Source organism: Flavobacterium franklandianum, assembly GCF_007097365.1.
Classification (GTDB): Bacteria; Bacteroidota; Bacteroidia; order Flavobacteriales; family Flavobacteriaceae; genus Flavobacterium; species Flavobacterium franklandianum.
Window position 1 is genome coordinate 143,464 of record NZ_VJZR01000002.1, and the last position, 21,991, is coordinate 165,454.

The following is a 21,991-nucleotide window of genomic DNA, read 5'->3' on the forward strand; positions in this document are numbered from 1 at the left end:
TCCGGAGTTTTTTATTTTTCAAACAAAACTTCCGGTCTGTTCGCAGAAATGCTCGGGTTTCCGGAGTTTTTTATTTTTAACCTGAACTTGTTTCAGGTTCTCTAATTATAATTTACTTTTGTACAAATAACACTAACTACTTTCAGTATTAAAAGATGCTGGAATAAATTCAGCATAAAATGAAGAATACACTTATCGCACCATCAGTTCTTGCTGCTGATTTTGCCAATTTACAACGAGACATCGAAATGATTAATAATAGTGAGGCCGACTGGTTTCATATTGATATTATGGACGGTGTTTTTGTTCCCAATATTTCTTTTGGAATGCCCGTTTTAGCCGCCATAGCCAAACACGCCAAGAAAACCATCGATGTCCATTTGATGATTGTTGATCCCGATAGATATATCAAAACTTTTGCTGAATTAGGAGCAAATATTTTATCGGTTCATTATGAAGCTTGTCCGCATCTTCACAGAACTTTACAAGCCATCAAAGCCGAAGGAATGAAAGCTGGTGTTGCCATAAATCCACATACTAACATTGATTTATTGGAAGATGTTATCAACGATATCGATTTGGTTTGTGTTATGAGTGTGAATCCTGGTTTTGGAGGACAATCGTTTATCGAGAACACCTATGCTAAAGTTGAAAAACTTAAAGCATTGATTACTCGAAAAGGTGCAAATACAATTATAGAAATTGACGGTGGTGTTACCAATAAAAATGCAGTACAATTAATAAATGCTGGTGCTGATGTTTTGGTCGCTGGGAGTTTTGTTTTTAAAGCTGAAAATCCGACTACAACAATTGCTGATTTGAAAAAGTTGACTTGTTTCTAAAATCAAAACTCTTATTATAAAGATAATCCGAAGCCATAAACTTCGGATTTCTTGTATAAGCATATTTCTTTTGTATTAACATTTAGCAACATTACCTTAAACTACAAAACACAAAGAGATAATAATAAAATAACTTTTACATCAAATGGAGAGGTTGATTGTAAGATACTTTTGTAAAGAATTAAAACAATTACTTTATGAAAGAATTTTTACAATTAAAACAAATGAATTTTTCAGCTTCTTTAAATTTTGACTTGACGCATCGTTCAAGATCATTAATTGAAAATATCGAAACCAAATCATTAAAAACTATTTCTAATCTGGGATTGTTTTTATATTTTATTTTATTGGGTTTCAATCAAAATGCAATGGCTCAATCTGTAGATCTTTCTACTTACGTTAGGGTAGGTCGTTATAATTTGCCAGAACCTACTCGAACTACAGCTCCAGCTAATAATTTATTAGCTCAAGAAGTTTCGGGAGTGACTTACAATTGGGATACAGACACTCTTTTTCTTATTGGTGATGGAAGTACTTCAGTGGTTCAGGTTTCAAAAACGGGTCAGTTAATCAATACGATGACTTTGGCTCAAGGGTCGAGTCCTCAAGGCACAGAGTTTTATGATACCGAAGGGATTACCTATATTGGTGGCGGTCAATTTGTACTATGTGAAGAACGTGACAGAAAGGTAGTTAAATTTACTTATGTTGCCGGAACTACTCTTACCAGAAGTAATACACAAACTGTAACATTGGGAACATTTATTGGTAATGTTGGAACAGAAGGGCTTTCATATGACCCAATAACTTCTGGATATATTGTTTTAAAAGAAACAACGCCGATAGGAATTTTCCAAACAGCTGTTGACTTTACAGCTGGAACGGGAACAAATGGTTCGGCAACAACAACAAATTCAGTTAACCTTTTTGATCCATCTTTAATGTTAGTTAATGATGTTGCTGATGTTTTTGCATTGTCAAATTTACCTTCTCTTAACGGCCAGCCTTTATATAACAATTTATTGGTTTTAAGTCAAGAAAATGCTAAGGTTTTGAATATCGACAGAAATGGTGTTATTTCCAGCTCGTTAACTATTGTATCAGATCCTGGAAATATTTTAGACGTAGCTAACCAACAACACGAAGGACTTACGATGGATCGTGATGGTGTTTTATATATTGTAAGCGAAAACGGTGGCGGAGATATTGATCATCCACAACTTTGGGTTTATACCTCTACTGCTAAATCAAATGCTGCTCCAACAGCAATTGCCTTGACAAATACCACTGATGCCATTTTAGAAAACTCTAATACCTCTACAGCCGTTAAAGTATCAGATATTGTTGTTACAGATGATGGTTTAGGCACAAACATTTTATCTTTATCAGGAGCTGACTCCAATTTTTTCCAAATTACAGGTTCAAGTTTGTATATCAAAGCTGGAACTGTACTTGATTATGAAACCAAAACAAGTTACAGCGTTACCATCAATGTTGACGATACAACGGTTGGCACTACTCCAGATGCTTCTGTTAATTTTGTGTTATCTGTTACAGATGTTGTTGTTGAAACAGTTCCAGTTGCCGAGGTAAGTATTACAGAAATAGCTTCTTGGTCTAGTGGGAACACTCTAGTTGCTGCGGATTGGTTTGAAATTACCAATAATGGAACCTCCGCTCTTGATATTACGGGTTGGAAAGTAGATGATAGTTCTAATTTATTTACTTCAGCACTAGCTTTAACAGGCATCACAAGTATTGCTGCGGGTGAATCTGTAATTTTCTTAGAAACAAGTGCTTCAAATTCAGCAACTATTATTGCTAATTTCAAATCTGCTTGGTTTGGGTCTAATGTGCCTGCAAATTTACAAGTAGGTTCTTATACAGGTGGCGGAATAGGTTTAAGTTCATCTGGCGATGCAGTAAACCTATTCGATTCTAGTGGAGCTGTAAAAGCCAAAGTAACTTTTGGGGCAGCTACTACAAATTTCACCTTTAATAATGCTGCAGGTTTTAACAATACTGCAATAACAACATTGAGTCAAGTAGGCGTTAATGAAGCATTTGCCGCAGTAAATGATACTAATCAAATTGGCTCTCCAGGTTCTATAGGAAAGCTTTTTATATCCGAAGTAGCTCCTTGGTCTAGCGGTAGTAGCCCAGTGGGTGCCGATTGGTTCGAAGTAACCAATTCAAAAGCTGTGGCGGTTGATATTACTGGATGGAAAATAGATGACAATTCACAATCTCCAATAGCAGCTTTAGCATTAAACGGAATAACCAGTATCAATGCTGGTGAATCTGTAATTTTTATAGAAACTAATGATTTGGCTGGAAAAACTGCTGTTTTCCTAAACAATTGGTTTGGTGCTAATCCTCCATTGGGTTTAAGAATAGGAAATTATACAGGAAGTGGCGCAGGTTTGAGTTCAGGAGGTGATCAAGTAAATTTATATAACGCGACAAGTGCAACTCCAAGAACATCGGTATTATTCGGAGCTTCATCGATTACGTCCTTTGCAACTTTTGATAACTCTGCAGGACTTAACAGTATCACAACTCCCATAACTCAATTGAGTTCCGTTGGTGTTAACGGTGCTTTTGTAGCAGCAAACAGCGCTACCGAAACTGGTTCGCCAGGAACTTTCATCTTATCAAGTGGTAGTTTATCAACGAATACTTTTATGAACCTGAACGCTGCTTTTGATGTAATTGCTTATCCAAATCCTTTTGATTCAGCATTTCATTTAAATTTCAAAACATCTAGCAATGATACAGTAGAAATGAAAGTATATGATATGGTTGGAAAACTTATAGAAGTTTGTAAGTTCGATGCGACTGAAATGAATAATCAAAAAGCGGGAAGTAATTTTAAATCTGGCATTTATAATGTTATAATAACTCAAGGTGAGAAAACTAAAACACTTCGTGTGATTAAGAAATAAGAAAATTAATTATTTTACACAAACCCTCGCCTGAGTCTAAGGCGAGGGTTTGTTTTTTTTTTAAATTGACTATAAAATAACTTTAATAAAAAATCCAAAGACAAAATCTTTGGATTTTTTTTATGGTGACCGCGGCAGGGTTCGAACCTGCAACCTTCAGAGCCGAAATCTGAAATTCTATCCAGTTGAACTACGCAGCCATTTTATAATTACAAATTTTAAATTACGAATTATGTGAACTTATTTGGTAATTTAAAATTTGTAATAATTTATACTAATAGTTTTTTGACAATCGATGAGATGGTTTTTCCTTCGGCTGTTCCGCCTAATTGCGCTGAGGCTAATCCCATTACTTTGCCCATTGATGCTATTCCGTTTGCGCCAGTTTCTGCAATAATTTTTGCGATAATAGCTTCTACTTCGGCTTCGCTAAGTTGTGCTGGCAAGAATTTTTCGATTACTGCAATTTGAGCTAATTCTGGTTCAGCTAAGTCCAACCTATTTTGTTCTGTAAAAATCTTAGCGCTGTCCTTACGGGTTTTTACTAATTTTTGAAGTAATTTAATTTCGTCTGCTTCAGTGATTTCTTCTTTGGATCCTGTGGCAGTTTGAGCTAAAAGGATTTCAGATTTAATTGCTCTTAAGGCTTCTAATGCTATAGTATCTTTGGCTCTCATGGCGGTTTTTATTTCCTCCATGATTTGTGTTGATAAGCTCATATTAATTTATTATTTGCTACGCCAGTTCGCTGACGCTCGGGTTATGTTTTTGTTTTCAGATTGAAACCTCCTTTTATCCAAAAGGTTTTAGTAGCAATCTGGAGCACAAATTTATGTTTTTTTAATGAAATTAGCAACTGATTCTAGTGGTGTTCATTAATGAAATTGAAAAAAATAGCCCGAAAATTAAATGAATTTTCGGGCTAGGCAACTTTGGTTATAATCAGTTAGTCAACATTATCGTGTAAGAATGAATTGTTTGACCTCAATTGGAGGTCATCATTACTGTCCATCCCAACTGAAATTCTAGAATTCGTTCCAGTTATTTGTCCTTTTGAAAGCTCTATGTTTTGTCTTTTATAAGCTGGTACTCTTTCTAATTCATCAACTTTTGAAATCGTATTGTGAAATTTATAATTGAAATCTTTTAATTTTTTTCTTCTTTCTTCAGTTCTTAATTTCATTGATTCTTGAATGGTCATATCCATTGGAGAAATATTTTCGAAAGTAGCGGTTGTGTTTTCAACGACCTCAATCTTTTTCATGGTGATGTTCAACTCTTCTGGAATTATTTCCTCTACTACTGCTACAGTAGGTTTTGAGTCTAACAAGGCATTCTCAACTTCGGTATATTCTTCTAGAGAATATCTTATGATTCCATTGTCAATTAATTCTGTTACTGGAACAAATTGAACAGGCTCATTTACTTTAATATCTCTTGTTTCATTACTTAGTTCAAATAAAGTTCTGGTTTCTTCCTTTTTTACTGGCTCAGACTTAAATAGTGGCAAGTCGAATGATAAAGTGGCTTGTTCTTCTTTATGGTATATTTTTGCTTCAACGACTTCTATCTGTTTAACTTCTGTTGATGAAACAACAAAATCCAAGTCTTTGATAGGTGAAACGATTTCGAAAGTAACATCTAAATTTCTAATAAACTCATTCATACCCATAAGTTCTTCGCTTTTAAGAATAACTTTTGCTGGTTCTTCAACAAGTACTTTTTCTTCTTCTAATAGTTCAAAAACAATTCTGTCTTCGGTTTTAGCAAGAGGTGTTTCTGTTTCGTGGTTAAATGCTGTAACGGATTTTTTTGTTAAATCATACTCATTTTTTTGTTCGTCACCAAGTGTATGTATGATCCTAGCGGGTTCAACATTTACAATTTCACGTTGTTGTTCGATGTCAAAACCTGTTGCAATAATGGTTATAGAAATTGATTCGCCTAGAGATTCGTCTTCACCAACCCCCATAATAATATTGGCGTTGTGTCCTGCTTCGGCTTGAATATAATCGTTGATTTCTCCAATTTCATCAATTGTGATTTCGTCAGATCCAGAAACGATGAGCAACAATACGTTTTTGGCTCCAGCGATTTTATTATCATTTAAAAGAGGGGAGTCTAAGGCTGAAATAATTCCTTCTTTGGCTCTGTTTTCACCTGTAGAAACAGCTGATCCCATAATGGCAGTTCCACTATTGGCCAATACTGTTTTGGCATCTTTTAAATCTATATTTTGAGTATAGTGATGTGTAATTACTTCGGCAATACCTCTTGAGGCTGTGGCCAAAACTTCATCGGCTTTCGAAAATCCAGCTTTAAAACCAAGATTCCCATATACTTCTCTTAATTTATTGTTGTTGATTACTATCAAAGAATCAACTTGTTTACGCAATTTATTAATCCCTATTTGCGCTTGTTCAAGACGCACTTTTCCTTCAAATGAGAAAGGCAAAGTCACTATTCCAACGGTTAAAATATCTCTTTCTTTGGCCAATTGAGCAATTACTGGCGCTGCACCTGTCCCAGTTCCTCCACCCATTCCTGCGGTTATGAAAACCATTTTGGTGTTACTGTCAAGCATTTTTTCAATTTCAGCAATACTTTCAATCGCTGATTGCTGTCCTACATCTGGATTTGCTCCTGCTCCAAGTCCTTCGGTCAAGTTAACACCTAACTGAATTTTATTTGGTACAGAACTGTTATCTAATGCTTGAGAATCGGTATTACAAACGATAAAATCTACGCCTTTGATACCTTGCTTGAACATATGGTTTATAGCGTTACTCCCGCCGCCGCCTACACCTATAACTTTTATTACATTTGATTGGTTTTTTGGTAAATCAAACGAAATACTGCCAAATTCTGAGTTGCTCATCATCTTATGGTTTTTATTATTTTATTAATATATTTTTATTCTTTATTCTGCGTTGTCCAAAAATTCTTTTATTTTTCCTAGGTAACCACTTAAATCAAAAAAGTTTTTTTTATTTGAAGGAGCCATTGGAGGAGTTTTTATATCCTGAATGTCGTCTTTTATAATTTCCTCTGCTATAATTTCTAGTTTTGGTGGTCTAGCGATTTTTTGTTCCGCGTATTTTTCAACTCTAACAGCGCTTTGTGTTTTGTTTTCAATACTATTCATCACTAAACCAACTACTGTTGCATAAAGTGGGCAAGATATTTCTTCGTCAGAGTTTCCAGCTAGATGTTCATTTGGATATCCAATTCTTGTATCCATGCCGGTGATGTATTCTACTAATTGTTTGATGTGTTTCAATTGAGCGCCACCACCAGTCAAAACAATTCCAGCAATTAGTTTTTTGCGCGGATCATCGTGTCCATACTCTTTGATTTCTGTAAAAACTTGTTCAATAATTTCTACTACACGAGCGTGAATTATTTTTGATAAATTCTTTAACGAAATTTCTTTTGGCTCTCTTCCTCTTAATCCTGGAATTGAAACGATTTCGTTGTCTTTATTTTCTCCCGGCCATGCTGATCCAAATTTAACTTTCAATAATTCAGCCTGCTTTTCGATAATAGAACAGCCTTCCTTTATGTCATCTGTGATTACATTTCCACCAAAAGGGATTACTGCTGTATGTCGAATAATACCGTCTTTGAAAATGGCTAAATCTGTTGTTCCTCCTCCAATATCTATTAATGCGACACCTGCTTCTTTTTCTTCTTGGCTTAAAACGGCATTTGCCGAAGCTAAAGGTTCTAAGGTTAGACCAGAAAGTTCAATGTCTGCACTTTGAATACATCTTGCAACGTTGCGAATGGATGAAGCTTGTCCTACTACGACGTGAAAACTCGATTCCAATCTGCCGCCATACATTCCTATAGGTTCTTTTATATCGGATTGTCCGTCAATTTTGTATTCTTGTGGCAAAACGTGTATAATTTCTTCACCTGGCAACATAGCCAACTTGTTTACTTGGTCTATCAAAAGTTGAATATCATTTCCGGAAATTACTTCCTCTGCATTATTTCTTATGATATAATCGCTATGTTGAATACTACGAATGTGTTGACCTGCAATTCCGACAACTACATTATTTATTTTGTATCCTGATTTGGTTTCTGCTTCAAGCACCGCTTGCTGAATGGACTGAATGGTTTGAGTGATATTGTTTACAACACCTCTTGCAACACCGAGACTTTTTGATTTCCCAACGCCTAAAATTTCTAGTTTTCCGTACTCATTTTTTTTGCCTATCATGGCAACTATTTTTGTTGTCCCAATATCTAGACCTACTGCAATATTCTCTTTTTCCATTTTCTATTTTTTAGTACATACCACTTGCTGTTCAAATCTCAGGTCGATTGTTTTGTATTTATATAACGAACTATCTAAAACTGCTTTTTGAAAAAAAACTTTATAATTATTGAATTTAGCGTTCATTCTTTTTGTTCCACCAAAATCTATTTGATAATTATAATTTCTGTTTAGCATTTTTAAGCTTTCGTTTGGCATAATCTGAACACCAATGATGTTTTTTTTCAAAAACTCATCGTCGTATATTACACGAAATAATTCGGCTAATTTTTCTCTGTTTTTTTTATTTATTACCCCCGAAACAAGTGGAACCCTAGCTGTATAATTTGCCGACAAAGGCATTCTATTTCCTTTATAATCAATGTAGAAAGAATTGTCTCCATCAAAAACTCTTGCTACTGGAGTTTTTTGTTTCACTACTGCTTTCACTACTCCATCAATGCTCACAAACACATCAGATTTTTCTATCATTTCGTGTGAGTTCAGCCGTTTTTCCAATCTATTCAAATCTAATTTATCTTTACCTATACTTTTAGCGTCTTTATTATTTTCTATTAACAATTTATTAACCGTTTCTTGATTGATATATGGTGCGTTCTCTCCTACAAAAACAACAGTTGTTTTCGTCAATTTTTTGTTATTATTTCGATTTGAAGTAAACGAATACAAAAAAATTACCAATGAAAACATTAGTATTAATCGAAAATTTGTCCAATTAAAGAGTTTCATTTAATGCTTTTTTAATTGTTGATACCATTTCTCCAATATCTCCTGCACCGATTGTTACAATAACCGTTGCCTCACTTTCTAAAACGGTTTGAATTAATTCTTTTTTTGTAGCTAATTTTTTATTTAAGTTGTCGATTTTATCCATTAACCAACTCGAAGTTATTCCTTCCATTGGTAATTCTCTTGCGGGATAAATATCTAATAAAATTATTTCATCAAAAGCAGCTAAGCTTTTGGCAAAATCATCGGCAAAATCTTTAGTTCTGCTAAACAAATGGGGTTGAAAAATAGCCAAAACTTTTTGGTTTGTATACAATTCTCGAACCGCTTGATGAACCGCATTTATTTCGGTTGGATGATGCGCATAATCATCAATATAAACTAATTTTTCGCTTTTAATTTGATACGAAAATCGGCGCTTGATTCCTTTAAATGAGCGCAAAGCACTAGTAATGTCTTCAGTTGGGAGACCGAAAGTTTTTGCCATTGCCAATGCCATTAACGCGTTCATTAAATTGTGTTTTCCGGGTAAGCCGAATTCAATATTTTCTAAAGTTTCTGTTGGTGTTTTTACATCAAAAACGTATTGACTATTAATGATTCTTATGTTGAAAGCGGAGAAATCAGCAGCTTCATTTATCGCACAAGTAATTCCTTTTAAAGGCAATCCTTTTGTGACGAAAAGCTTGCTTTTGTCTTCTACTTTATCTGCAAATTCTGTAAAGGAAGCTTCAATCGCCGATTTGTCTCCGTATATGTCCAAATGGTCTGCATCCATTGAGGTTACGCAAGCAATATCGGGATGTAAATGCAAAAAAGAACGGTCAAATTCATCAGCTTCGACAACGGTTATGGTTTTTCCGTTTCCTATTAAATTTGAATTATAATTTTCGACAATTCCGCCAACAAAAGCGGTTACATCTACGCCACTTTCGTATAAGATGTGTCCTAAAATACTAGAAGTTGTTGTTTTTCCGTGTGTTCCAGCTACCGCAAAACAAAACGTATCTTTTGTTATAATTCCAAGAACTTCGGCTCTTTTCTTTACTTCATAATCTCTCTCCAAGAAATAATTCCATTCCGAATGTGTTTTTGGAACTGCTGGAGTGATAATTACCAAGGTGTTTTCTGGATAGTAATCAGCAGGAATTAAATCGATTTTATCCTCAAAATGAATGTCAATCCCTAGCTGCTGTAAGTCTATTGTAAGTTCGGTTTCGGTTTTGTCATAACCAGACACATTCTTGCCAATGGCTTTGAAATAACGTGCCAAAGCACTCATCCCAATTCCTCCGATTCCTATAAAATAAACGTTATGTATTTGGTTTAGATTCATTTTTTTTCCTCACCCCCAACCCCTCTCCAAAGGAGAGGGGAGCCGAAACTGGAAAGGGTTATTTTAAAATTATTATTATTTATTATTACTCATAAAAAAAAAGACCCACTTATAAATTGAAAAATTAAATATCTGTAGAATAATTAGGATTAATCCAAAAATAACAAATCCAATTCCACAAAAATAGCCTATCCAATAACTTTCCGGTTTCTCTATCTCCGTATTCATAATATAGAAATAAATACTTATCCCACTTATAACAAAAATACTTCCTAAAATTAATTGATTATACATATTTTATGTTTTTCGCTCCGCAAAGTCTCTGACTTTGCGGAAGCGTTGGACGGTCTCAGAACGCATATACATTATTCTATTCAAGTTGGTCAGTGACTTTGCGTAGCTTCTATATCAATTTCACAATTTCGTCAACTATTTGTTTGGTTGCATTTGGCAAAGCCAATTGTTTGATGTTTTTGCTCAATTGTTCTTGTTTTCCGCTGTCCTTTAATAAGGCTTCAAAAACAATACTGAATTGCGAATCCAACTCTGATTCTTTTAGCATTAAAGCTCCTTTTTTATCGACAATCGATTTAGCATTTTTCGTTTGATGGTCTTCGGCGACATTGGGTGACGGAATAAAAATCACTGGTTTCCCCACAATACACAATTCTGAAACTGATGAAGCTCCTGCTCTAGAAATCACAATATCTGCTGCTGCATAAACCAAATCCATCCGGTCTATAAATGCAACGACTTGAACATTGAAATTGCCATTGCCATTGCTATTGTACTTTTTGTAATCTTCAAAATATAATTTGCCGCATTGCCAGATTACTTGAACATTTAGCGCTTTCAAATTATCCAATTCTTTTTCAATTAATTGATTGACTCTTCTCGCTCCAAGGCTTCCGCCAAGGACTAAGAGCGTTTTTTTATTGGTATCTAAATTTAAATTATGAATGGCTTCTGTTTTTTTGCTTTCGATGTCGATTAAATCCTGACGAACTGGATTTCCGGTTAAAATCATTTTTTCTTTTGGAAAAAAATGTTCTAAATTTTCATAGGCTACACAAATTTTATTGGCTTTCTTACTTAATAATTTATTGGTTATTCCTGGGTATGAATTTTGTTCCTGAATCACCGTTGGAATAGTTAACATATTGGCCACTTGCAATAGCGGACCCGATGCAAAACCTCCAGTTCCAATAACCACATTGGGTTTGAATTCTTTAATTATTTTTCTTGATTTCCATAAACTATCGATTAATTTGAATGGAAACATTGCGTTTTGAAAAGTCAATTTTCGCTGTAAACCGGCAATCCAAAGACCTTCGATTTTATATCCAGATTGAGGTACTTTTTGCATTTCCATTTTATCTTTGGCTCCCACAAAAAGAAATTCGGCATTAGGGAAACGAGATTTTAGTTCATTGGCAATCGCAACGGCTGGGTAGATATGTCCACCAGTCCCGCCACCACTTAATATGAATTTTAATTTTTCCATTTTTCCTAAAATTTATTTTAACCAATCAAGTTCTTATTTATTCAGAACTGCATTCATTGGAATATTGGTGTTATCTTCGATAGAATAGTTTTCATTTGCATTCATTGCATCTTCATTTTCTTCTTCTAATTGCTTGTCAATTAATTTTTGTAAAGCCGCTTCACGTTTTGCTTTATCACTTAATTCTTGAGCGATTTCTTCATCTTTTTTAGTTACATTGATGATTATTCCTAGAGCGATACAAGACATCCAAATAGAACTTCCTCCGCTACTTATTAGGGGTAAAGTTTGTCCTGTTACGGGTAATAATTCTACTGCAACAGCCATATTGATCATGGCTTGAAAAATCATTGGAAATCCTAAACCAACGACTAAAAGTTTGCCAAATAAGGAATTTGCTTTATGAGCCGCAATGACGAATCTAAAAAACAATAATAAATACAAGAGCAATATTCCAAAACCACCGATTAAGCCCCATTCTTCGACAATAATTGCATAAATAAAATCGGAGGAGGATTGCGGTAAAAAATGTTTTTGAACACTTTTCCCTGGCCCAAGTCCGTATATTCCTCCCGAAGCTATTGCGATTTTAGCTTTTTCTATCTGATAATCATCTTCCCCAGGTTTGTCGGTGCTAAAGTTTTCAATTCTACTTTCCCAAGTATCGACTCTACTAAACAAATGTGAATCAGGAAATGCTTTGGATAATAAAATGAATAATAATAAGGCTGCAACGCCAAAACCAATTATAGCACCTAAAAATTTTATTGGATATTTTCCAACAAATGTCAACATCAATACCATTGAAAATATTAAAGCTGCGGTAGAAAAATTGGCCGGTAATATTAAAGATAAGGTAGTAAATACTGGTAACCAAAGTTCTATAAGTGACCCTTGAAATCCTATTTCTTCTTCTCGTTTTTTCGACAAATACCTCGCAACAAAAATTAATAAAACTAATGTTGCCAATGTAGATGTTTGAAATGATATTCCAATAAATGGTACTTGTATCCATCGGCTTGCGTTCGCTCCTGCGATTACAGTTCCTTTTATTAAGGTGTAGCCTAGCAAAATCCAAACTATTGGTAAAGCAAACTTTGAAAGTCCTCTATAATAATGAAATGGCACCTTATGCACACAAAAAATAATTATTAGTCCAATAAAAATATGAGCTAAATGTTTTAATAAATAACTAATGGTGTTGCCTGTTCCTTGACCTATGTAAGCCAAATTACTACTGGCACTAAAAACAGGCATAAACGAAAACAAAGCTAATAAAGCCACGAATGTCCATATTACTCTGTCACCTTTAAGATTGTTTACTAGTTCTTTCATTTTATTTATTGTTTAAAAGTTTAATTTGTTTTAAAGTTTAATGTTAAATAACTTTAAACTTTAAAACCTTAAACATTTTTACAAATGTTTTACCGCTTGCTTAAATTGATTTCCTCTATCTTCATAATTTTCGAATAAATCGAAACTCGCACAAGCAGGGGATAATAAAACGGTATCTCCTTTTTCAGACAATCTTTGAGCCATTTTTACAGCATCTTCCATAGTATTAACCTCAATCATTATATCGACTACATTTCCAAACATGTCAATAATTTTTTTGTTGTCAACACCTAAACAAATAATGGCTTTGACTTTTTCGCGAACTAATGACATCAATTCGTTATAATCATTTCCTTTGTCAACGCCACCCACAATCCAAACAGTTGGGGTATTCATGCTGTCTAATGCAAAGAAAGTTGCGTTTACATTAGTTGCTTTTGAATCGTTGATGTATTGCACATTTTGAATTTTAAGCACTTTTTCTAAACGGTGTTCTACACCTTGAAAATTGGATAAACTTTCTCTAATTGTTGCATTTCTAATTTTCATCAATTTTGCTACAGAAGTTGCTGCCATTGCATTTTTCATATTATGCTTTCCTTCAAGTGCCATAGTTTCGGTTTCCATTGTGAATTCTTCCTCGTTGATGATGTTTACTTCCATTGTTTTTTCTTTTATAAAGGCTCCCAGTTCGAATGTTTTTGTTAGCGAAAAAGGAATTAATTGAGCTTTTGTTTTATTGTTTTTTAACCATTCTGAGATTGCTTCATCATCGGCATCATAAATAAGGTAATCATCCTCAGTTTGGTTCATTGTTATTCTAAATTTTGATGCAATGTAATTTTCATATTTGTAATCGTATCGGTCTAAATGATCTGGACTTATATTGGTGATTATGGCTATATGTGGCTTGAAATCTAGGATTCCGTCCAACTGAAAACTGCTCAACTCTAGCACATAATTGTCGTATTTATCATCGGCAACTTGCCATGCGAAACTCTTTCCGATATTGCCTCCCAAAGCCACATTTAACCCCGCTGATTTTAGTAAATGATAAGTCAACATTGTCGTTGTTGTCTTTCCGTTACTTCCTGTTATTCCTATTGTCAATGCTTTTGTGAATGGTGCTGCAAACTCAATTTCTGAAATTACTGGAATTCCTTTTTCGACAAGTTTAATTACTATTGTTGATTTTTTTTCAGGAATTCCGGGACTTTTCATTACCAGATCAGCATTTAAAATCAATTCTTCTGTATGCTTTTCTTCTTCCCAAGCAATGCCGTTATTAATAAGAACTTCTTTGTAATTTTCTTTTATTTTTCCATAATCGGACACAAAAACATCATATCCTTTTTTCTTTCCTAGAATAGCTGTTCCAACTCCGCTTTCTCCACCACCGAGAATTACTAATCTTTTCATTTTTATTTTATTTAGATTTGACAGCTTTTTTAAAGTTGTCAAATCTCATTATCTTAATTTTAAAGTAACTATTGAAAGTATTGCTAGTAAAATTGCAACAATCCAAAATCGGGTCACAATTTTACTTTCGTGATAACCTTTCTTTTGATAATGATGATGCAAAGGCGCCATTAGAAATATTCTTTTGCCTTCGCCAAAACGTTTTTTAGTGTATTTGAAATAAGCAACTTGCAGGACAACTGAGAAATTTTCAGCCAAGAATATTCCACATAATAATGGGATTAGCAATTCTTTTCTGACGGCGATAGCTAATACAGCAATTACACCACCAATAGTTAAACTTCCCGTATCTCCCATAAATACAGATGCTGGATAGGAATTATACCATAGAAATCCGATTAACGATCCTACAAATGCAGAAATGAATACCGTCATTTCACCAGAATAGGGGATGTACATAATATTCAAATAATTAGAGAAAATAATATTCCCCGAAACGAATGTGAAGATACCCAGCGCAAGCACCGAGACGGCTGAGGTTCCAGCAGCCAAACCGTCGATTCCATCGGTTAAATTGGCTCCGTTTGAAACCGCAGTTATAATAAAAATTACCATTGGTATAAAAATCAACCATGCCCATTTCTCATAGCCTTCACCCATCCAGGATAATGCTTCAGCATAATCAAATTGATTATTTTTTACAAAAGGAATCGTTGTTGCGGTCGATTTTTCGTAAACAGGTACTGGTTTAATTTCGTTTAAGGATGCTTCTTTTATAATATTACTTGTAGAGGTATCTGTTCTTATGGTTACATCGGGGTTGAAATATAAAACTGAGCCCACAATTAGACCTAAACCCACTTGTCCAAAAACCTTGAATATTCCTTTTAGACCTTCTTTATCTTTTTTGAAAATTTTGATGTAATCATCTATAAAACCTATGATTCCCATCCACAAAGTGGTCACAACTAGCAATACAATGTAAATATTTTGAAGTTTTGCGAGTAGAAATACGGGAATTAAAGTAGCAAAAATGATAATTAATCCACCCATTGTTGGGGTTCCTGCTTTTTCTTTTTGACCTACTAAACCTAGTTCACGAACGGATTCTCCTATTTGTTGTTTCTGCAAAAAAGCAATCACTCTCTTTCCATAAATGGTAGATAAAAGCAAAGAAAGAATAAATGCCAATGCTGATCTGAATGTGATATATTGAAAAACTCCTGTCCCAGGAATATCCATTGTTTTGTTTAAATATTCAAATAAATAGTATAGCATATTTCTATTTGTTGAGTTGGTTTAGTAATTCAGTTACTGTTTTCATATCGTCAAAATCGTGACGAACGCCTTGAATTTCTTGATATGTTTCGTGTCCTTTTCCTGCAATTAGAATAATATCATTGGGTTGAGCGAGCTGACAAGCTGTTTTTATGGCTTGTTTTCTATCAGTAATGGATAATGATTTTTTGAAATTCTGAGGTTCAACCCCTTGTTCCATTTCGTTGATAATTACCTCTGGATCTTCATTACGCGGATTGTCTGATGTTAAGATTGTTATGTCACTCCATTCAGTAGCAATTCCTGCCATAATTGGTCGTTTGGCTTTGTCTCTGTTGCCTCCACAACCCACAACGGTAATCAATTGTTCGTTTTTAGTTCGAATGTCATTAATCGTTTTTAGTACATTTTCTAAAGCATCGGGAGTGTGCGCATAATCTACAATCGCCGTGATATTCGAGTTTGAAACTATAAATTGAAAACGACCCGAAACACTTTCTAATACGGATAATAATCTTAGGACTTCTATACTTTCTAGTCCTAATTCGACAGCAGTTCCATAGATTGCCAACAAATTATAAGCATTGAAAGTTCCGATTAGTTTTACCCAAACTTCATTGCCGTTAATTTTTAACAATAACCCAGATAGTTGATTTTCTAAGATCTGTGCTTTATAATCTGCATAAGATTTTAGTGCATAAGTCAATTTTTTGGCAGCCGTGTTTTGCAACATAACGGGACCATTTTTATCATCAATATTTGATAATACAAATGCAGTTTTTGGCAAATTGTCGAAAAATGATTTTTTCACATCTCGATATTCGGCAAAAGTGGGGTGGTAATCCAAATGGTCGTGCGATAAATTGGTAAAAATCCCACCAACAAAACACAAGGCTTCGGTGCGTTTTTGATGAATCCCGTGGGAACTCACTTCCATAAAACAATATTCGACCCCAGCCTCAACCATTTCTTTCAAGTAATGATTGATTGTAATTGAATCGGGTGTAGTGTGTGTCGCTTTATATTCTAATTCATCAACCAATATTTTTACTGTAGATAATAATCCAACTTTAAAACCTGCTTTTTTAAATAATTGGAACAATAAAGAAGCAATTGTTGTTTTGCCGTTTGTTCCAGTTATACCAACTAATTTTAAGTTTTGCGAGGGATTTCCAAAATAATTGGCAGCCACAAAAGCTAAAGCTTTATTGGTGTCTTTCACTTGAATATAAGTAATTCCGGGTGTTATGATTTCTGGAAAAATGTCGCAAATAATGGCAATAGCACCATTCAAAATTGCCGTTTCAATATAATCGTGACCGTTTGAAATCGTCCCTCGAATAGCTACAAAAGCATCATTGGCTCCGATTTTTCTAGAATCAAATTCTATTTTATCGATAGCAATATCTGTCGAACCTTTTACAGCTTCGATTGCGACTTTGTATATTATTTCTTTTAAAATAATCACGATAATTCTAATATTATAGTTGCGTTTTTATCTAATGTTTGTCCGGCTTGTATGGATTGTTTTTTTACTTTTCCAACGCCAATAATTTTTACTTTCAATCCAAGATTTCCAAATAATGCCACAGCATCCATTCCTGCCATTCCTTTTGCATTAGGGATTGTTGACGATTGCTCTTTCTGTGTTTTTGCATAATAAGAGTCATAATCTTTTTCCTGTTTTAATATTTTCTTATTGATGTTATTTATTTCATTTGTCGAAGGAGCATCTGTAAAGATCTTTTGTGCAATTCTTTTAAAAACTGGGCCTGCAACATCGGCACCATAATAATTGTTATTCGAAGTGTTAGGCTTATGAACCACAACAATGCAAGAATATTTGGGACTTTCAGCCGGAAAATAGCCTACGAATGATGAGGCATAATATTTCTCGGAGCCACCATTTTTAGCATAATTTACTGCGGCTGTTCCAGTTTTTCCTGCCATTGAAAAATCTTTGGAATACAACTTTGCACCGGTTCCTTTTTTGACAACATTCTGTAAAACAGCTTTTAATTTCAAGATGGTTTCCGTAGAGCATATTTTAGGATTTAGAACCACTGTGTTGTATTTTTTTATGGTTTTATCCCATTGTCTTATTTCGGAAACAAGTTGTGGTTTGACCATTTTTCCGTCATTGGCAACAGCATTATAAAAAGTGAGCGTTTGCAACGGTGTTACCGAAACACCATATCCAAAAGCCATCCAAGGAAGAGAAATATTTGACCAGTTTTTGTCGCTTGGTTGAGGTATAAATGGTGCGCCTTCGCCTTTGAATTCTAAGCCTAATTTTTTGTTCAGACCAATTGCGTTGATGTGATTTACAAATTGACTTGGATTATTTTTGTAATTATTATACACCGCCTGAACCATTACCGTATTGGAAGAAACTTCAAATCCACGTGCTAATGATATTTTTCCATATCCTCCTTCGTGTGAATCTCTTACTGATTTTCCGGAATATTTAATAACTCCGCCATAGGTATTGAAAACGGCACTCGTATCTATTTTTTTATCCTCCAAAAGAATCATTAAATCAACAAGTTTAAAAGTGGAGCCTGGTTCGTGAGACTCGGTGTAAGCATAGTTTGTAGTTTCAAAATAAGTACCATCATTATGCCTTCCTAAGTTAGAAATAGCTTTTATATTTCCGGTTTTTGTTTCCATAACTACAACGCAGCCATGATCCGCTTGATATAATTCTAATTGTTTTAACAAAGCGTGGTGTGCAATATCCTGAATGTAAACATCGATTGTAGAGAGTACATCATAACCATCTTGCGGATCTACTTGGTTAACATCACTTATCGGTTTCCATTGTCCTTTGGCAATTTTTTGTTTTAAAATTTTACCGTCTTTACCATCAAGAAATTTTCTGTACGCCCACTCAATTCCTTTTCCTGTTGCAGTACCGTCAGGATTTTTTCTTTCGTATCCAATAGTTCTCTCGGCAATTTCGCCAATGGGATGTTCTCTAACGGTTTCTTGTTCTACAATAATTCCCCCTTTGTAAGGGCCTAATTTAAATAATGGAAATCCCTTTATTTTTACAAACTCGGTATAACTCAAATTCCGAGCTATTAAATAATATCTGTTTTTGTTCGCTCTCGCTTTTCGCAATTCATTTAAGTAAAAACCACTTGGTTTCTTCAAAAGGAGTGATATAGAATCGGCCAATGGTTTTACATTTTTCTCGAAAGCTTCTGCTTTTGGTGCTATAGCATCAAATCGTATTTCGTAATTTGGAATTGAAGTTGCCAAAAGACTTCCGTCGGCGGAATAAATATTTCCTTTATTGGCAGGAATAACAAAATTCTTTACTGTTCTGTCTTTAGCTAATTTTCTATAATAATCGCCCTCGACCCATTGAATATTGGTTAATTTTATAGCAATAGCCAATGCCATCATAAAGATGACGAACGCTACCAGATATATTCTGTAAGAAATGTTTTTATCTTCTATTGCCATAATTTTTGAAAGAAATTTTTCTTTTCTACTGTTTTTTTGACTTTTATTTTTGTTGGTGGTACTGTCGATGGAAAAATTTGTTTTGTTGCCATTTTTTCAGAAACAGTAGATTCCATTTTTAGTTTCATTAATTCCGAACGCCTATCTACAAATTCTGAACGAAGTTCTTTTACTTGGTTTGTCAGTTCAGCTATTTTAAACACCTTTTGTTCAAAACGCTGTGTGTTTGCAATCATTATTATAGCAAGAACAATCAAAAAAACGATAAAACGCCAGCTTTTTATAGCATCATCTTCAATAAGAAATCGCGCTTTTAATATATCGTATACTCCAGTTTTCATTTTTTCTCGGCTATTCTTAATTTGGCACTTCTAGCTCTATTGTTGATTTTTATTTCGGCATTATCTGGAACAATCAGTTTTTCAATGATTTTGAATGGAACCGAATAATTACCAAAAAAATCGCGTTCTGGTTCCCCTTCAAACATTCCGTTTTTGATGTATCTTTTAACCAGTCTGTCTTCTAATGAATGGTAAGAAATCACGCTTAATCTGCCACCTGGATTTAATATTTCTAATGATTGTTCCAGAAATTCTTTTAAAACATCCATTTCCTGATTGACTTCAATTCGTATGGCTTGATAAATTTGTGCCAACACTTTATTTCGAACTTTTTCAGGTAAATATTTTGCCAATATGTCTTTTAGTTCATCTGTAGTGTTTATGGGTTGATATTCCCTAGCCTCTATAATAGTTTTTGCCAATGCAGGAGCATTTTTCAATTCTCCATAATCCAAAAACACTCTTCTTAGGTTGGCATCATCATATTCATTGACCACTCTAAAGGCATTCAAATCATTTTTTTGACTCATTCTCATATCTAATTCGGCATCAAAACGAGTCGAAAAGCCTCTTTCAGCAACGTCAAATTGATGAGAGGAGACGCCTAAATCAGCCAAAATCCCATCGACACTTTTCACGCCATAAAAACGTAAAAACCTTTTTATAAATCTGAAATTTTCATTGATTAGTGTAAATCTATCGTCACGCAAAGCATTAGCTAATGCATCTTCATCTTGATCAAAAGCAAACAATTTACCGTTTGGTCCTAATCGACTCAAAATTTCTCTTGAATGCCCGCCACCGCCAAAAGTCACGTCAACGTAGATTCCGTCGGGTTTTATGTTCAAACCATCTACCGATGTTTGAAGCAAAACTGGATTATGATATTCCATTGTCGTTATTTGTATTTCCCATTACTTCTTCGGCTAAATCTGCAAAATCCACATCTTCACCGTTAATCGATTTTTCGTATAAATCTTTATCCCAAATCTCTACAATATTCACTGCTGATGAGAAAACAACTTCTTTCGAAATATTGGCAAAAATCACCAAATCTTTTGGCACCAATAATCTTCCTAAAGCATCGATTTCAACCACTTTTACACCAGCTGTAAATCGGCGAATGAAGTCATTGTTTTTCTTGACAAATCGGTTGAGTTTATTGATTTTTTGCATCATCAAATCCCATTCTTCCATTGGATACAATTCTAAACAGGGTTGAAATACGGAACGCTTCAAAACAAAGCCGTTTAAAAGTGACGAAGTCAACTGCTTTTTCAAAGGCGCAGGCAGAAGCAGCCTTCCTTTGGCATCGACTTTACATTCATAAGTTCCGACAATTGTATTCAAGATAAAATTTTTAATTGATGTAGAGCAAAAATATAAAAATTATTACCACAATTTACCACAATACCCCACTTTGTTAATAAGTTTTACCACTTTCCAATAAAAACGACTAGTTTTGAGTGGATCAGGGTATTAGCTGTTTTTTAATACCGTGTTAAGAACCATTGAATTTTAGAAACGATTCTACAGGAAAAATTTAAAAACATTGTTTTTCAAACTGTAATTGGAATGAATTAAAAACGAAAAATAGTAGAGCCAAAATCGATAGCTTTTTTACAAATTAAGATTATAATGCATAAAATTTGATTTTAAGAATTTTTTTTAATTTATTAAAACCTATCTTTGTTGCAATTGAAAATTCGCTATATAAAGTATGGAAAAATACTATAAAAAAGAAGGCAAATACAGCTATTATGAAGCTGGTGAAGGAACTCCAATTGTTGTATTGCATGGTTTAATGGGAGGTTTGAGTAATTTTGATGCTGTCGCCAGTCATTTTTCTGAAAAAGGGTACAAAATAGTGATACCCGATTTGCCGATTTACACTCAGAGTATTTTGAAAACTAATGTTAAAGCATTTGCAAGATATGTGAAGGATTTCATCACTTACAAAGGATTTGATAGAGTAATTTTGTTGGGAAATTCATTAGGAGGTCACATCGCTTTATACCATACTAAGATGTATCCTGAAAAAGTAGCTGGCCTTGTATTAACAGGAAGTTCAGGACTTTATGAAAGTGCTATGGGTGATAGTTATCCTAAAAGAGGCGATTATGAATACATAAAAAAGAAAGCACAAGATGTTTTTTATGATCCAAAAATGGCTACCAAGGAACTAGTAGACGAAGTATTTGCTTCTGTAAACGATAGAATAAAACTGATAAAAACGTTGACTATCGCTAAAAGTGCTATACGGCATAATATGGCGAAAGATTTGCCAAAAATGCATGTTCAAACTTGCCTGATTTGGGGAAGAAATGACCTTGTAACGCCACCTTCTGTTGCCGAAGAATTTAATGAATTATTGCCAAATGCGTCATTATATTGGATTGACAAATGTGGTCATGCAGCAATGATGGAAAGTCCAGATGAGTTTAATCGTTTGCTTGAAGACTGGCTTTCTCATACTCATTTAAAAGCACACTAAGTTCTAAATACT

At 34.3% G+C, this 21,991-nt stretch carries 17 protein-coding genes and 1 tRNA gene; 3 read left to right on the forward strand and 15 right to left on the reverse strand.

What is annotated here, in order from left to right:
• Positions 1-179 precede the first annotated feature (179 nt).
• Together rpe and FNW17_RS03155 are read left to right on the forward strand one after the other, a co-directional pair.
• On the forward strand, positions 180-842 hold the full coding sequence (gene rpe / locus FNW17_RS03150) for a ribulose-phosphate 3-epimerase (protein ID WP_144070850.1): 663 nt from the start codon (positions 180-182) through the stop codon (positions 840-842).
• A gap of 197 nt (positions 843-1,039) precedes the next feature.
• Entirely contained in the window at positions 1,040-3,787 is a 2,748-nt protein-coding gene (locus FNW17_RS03155; RefSeq protein WP_144070851.1) for an SdiA-regulated domain-containing protein, read from the forward strand.
• A 123-nt stretch (positions 3,788-3,910) separates the two neighbouring features.
• On the opposite strand, the gene FNW17_RS03160 is transcribed toward FNW17_RS03155, so the two are convergent.
• From FNW17_RS03160 to mraZ, 15 genes are all read right to left on the reverse strand, one after another.
• Positions 3,911-3,987: transfer RNA gene (locus tag FNW17_RS03160), tRNA-Arg, on the reverse strand.
• Between the two features lie 69 nt (positions 3,988-4,056).
• Entirely contained in the window at positions 4,057-4,506 is a 450-nt protein-coding gene (locus tag FNW17_RS03165) for a GatB/YqeY domain-containing protein (RefSeq protein WP_144070852.1), read from the reverse strand.
• Positions 4,507-4,733: 227 nt separating this feature from the next.
• Positions 4,734-6,668 (reverse strand): cell division protein FtsZ, encoded by a 1,935-nt coding sequence (ftsZ, locus tag FNW17_RS03170; RefSeq protein WP_144070853.1) that lies wholly within the window; start codon positions 6,666-6,668, stop codon positions 4,734-4,736.
• Between the two features lie 39 nt (positions 6,669-6,707).
• Complete coding sequence (gene ftsA, locus FNW17_RS03175; protein WP_144070854.1) at positions 6,708-8,072, reverse strand: cell division protein FtsA; 1,365 nt, start codon at positions 8,070-8,072, stop codon at positions 6,708-6,710.
• 3 nt (positions 8,073-8,075) lie between these two features.
• Positions 8,076-8,801, reverse strand: coding sequence for a cell division protein FtsQ/DivIB (locus tag FNW17_RS03180; protein WP_144070855.1), 726 nt, complete (start codon positions 8,799-8,801; stop codon positions 8,076-8,078).
• Positions 8,788-10,137: a UDP-N-acetylmuramate--L-alanine ligase gene (gene murC / locus FNW17_RS03185; RefSeq protein WP_144070856.1), complete on the reverse strand. Its 1,350-nt coding sequence runs from the start codon at positions 10,135-10,137 to the stop codon at positions 8,788-8,790. The genes FNW17_RS03180 and murC overlap by 14 nt, the downstream gene beginning before the upstream one ends.
• Before the next feature lie 403 nt (positions 10,138-10,540).
• The gene (gene murG, locus FNW17_RS03190; protein ID WP_143391854.1) at positions 10,541-11,641 is read right to left on the reverse strand and encodes an undecaprenyldiphospho-muramoylpentapeptide beta-N-acetylglucosaminyltransferase; all 1,101 of its coding nucleotides are present in this window, start codon (positions 11,639-11,641) and stop codon (positions 10,541-10,543) included.
• Positions 11,642-11,674: 33 nt separating this feature from the next.
• The gene (locus tag FNW17_RS03195) at positions 11,675-12,976 is read right to left on the reverse strand and encodes an FtsW/RodA/SpoVE family cell cycle protein (protein ID WP_144070857.1); all 1,302 of its coding nucleotides are present in this window, start codon (positions 12,974-12,976) and stop codon (positions 11,675-11,677) included.
• A 78-nt stretch (positions 12,977-13,054) separates the two neighbouring features.
• Positions 13,055-14,395, reverse strand: coding sequence for a UDP-N-acetylmuramoyl-L-alanine--D-glutamate ligase (gene murD, locus FNW17_RS03200; protein WP_144070858.1), 1,341 nt, complete (start codon positions 14,393-14,395; stop codon positions 13,055-13,057).
• 48 nt (positions 14,396-14,443) lie between these two features.
• Positions 14,444-15,673, reverse strand: a complete 1,230-nt coding sequence (gene mraY, locus FNW17_RS03205) for a phospho-N-acetylmuramoyl-pentapeptide-transferase (protein WP_143391857.1) — start codon at positions 15,671-15,673, stop codon at positions 14,444-14,446.
• A gap of 4 nt (positions 15,674-15,677) precedes the next feature.
• A complete protein-coding gene (locus FNW17_RS03210) occupies positions 15,678-17,141 on the reverse strand; it encodes a UDP-N-acetylmuramoyl-L-alanyl-D-glutamate--2,6-diaminopimelate ligase (protein WP_185965260.1) in 1,464 nt (487 codons plus the stop codon).
• Positions 17,138-19,144: a penicillin-binding protein gene (locus FNW17_RS03215; protein WP_144070859.1), complete on the reverse strand. Its 2,007-nt coding sequence runs from the start codon at positions 19,142-19,144 to the stop codon at positions 17,138-17,140. The genes FNW17_RS03210 and FNW17_RS03215 overlap by 4 nt, the downstream gene beginning before the upstream one ends.
• Entirely contained in the window at positions 19,135-19,485 is a 351-nt protein-coding gene (locus tag FNW17_RS03220) for an FtsL-like putative cell division protein (RefSeq protein WP_143391859.1), read from the reverse strand. The genes FNW17_RS03215 and FNW17_RS03220 overlap by 10 nt, the downstream gene beginning before the upstream one ends.
• The gene (rsmH, locus tag FNW17_RS03225; protein ID WP_143391860.1) at positions 19,482-20,378 is read right to left on the reverse strand and encodes a 16S rRNA (cytosine(1402)-N(4))-methyltransferase RsmH; all 897 of its coding nucleotides are present in this window, start codon (positions 20,376-20,378) and stop codon (positions 19,482-19,484) included. The genes FNW17_RS03220 and rsmH overlap by 4 nt, the downstream gene beginning before the upstream one ends.
• A complete protein-coding gene (gene mraZ, locus FNW17_RS03230) occupies positions 20,365-20,835 on the reverse strand; it encodes a division/cell wall cluster transcriptional repressor MraZ (protein WP_143391861.1) in 471 nt (156 codons plus the stop codon). Before mraZ ends, rsmH begins: the two co-directional genes overlap by 14 nt.
• Positions 20,836-21,205: 370 nt before the next feature.
• On the opposite strand from mraZ, the gene FNW17_RS03235 reads away from it, so the two are divergent.
• Entirely contained in the window at positions 21,206-21,979 is a 774-nt protein-coding gene (locus FNW17_RS03235; protein ID WP_143391862.1) for an alpha/beta fold hydrolase, read from the forward strand.
• Positions 21,980-21,991: the final 12 nt, after the last annotated feature.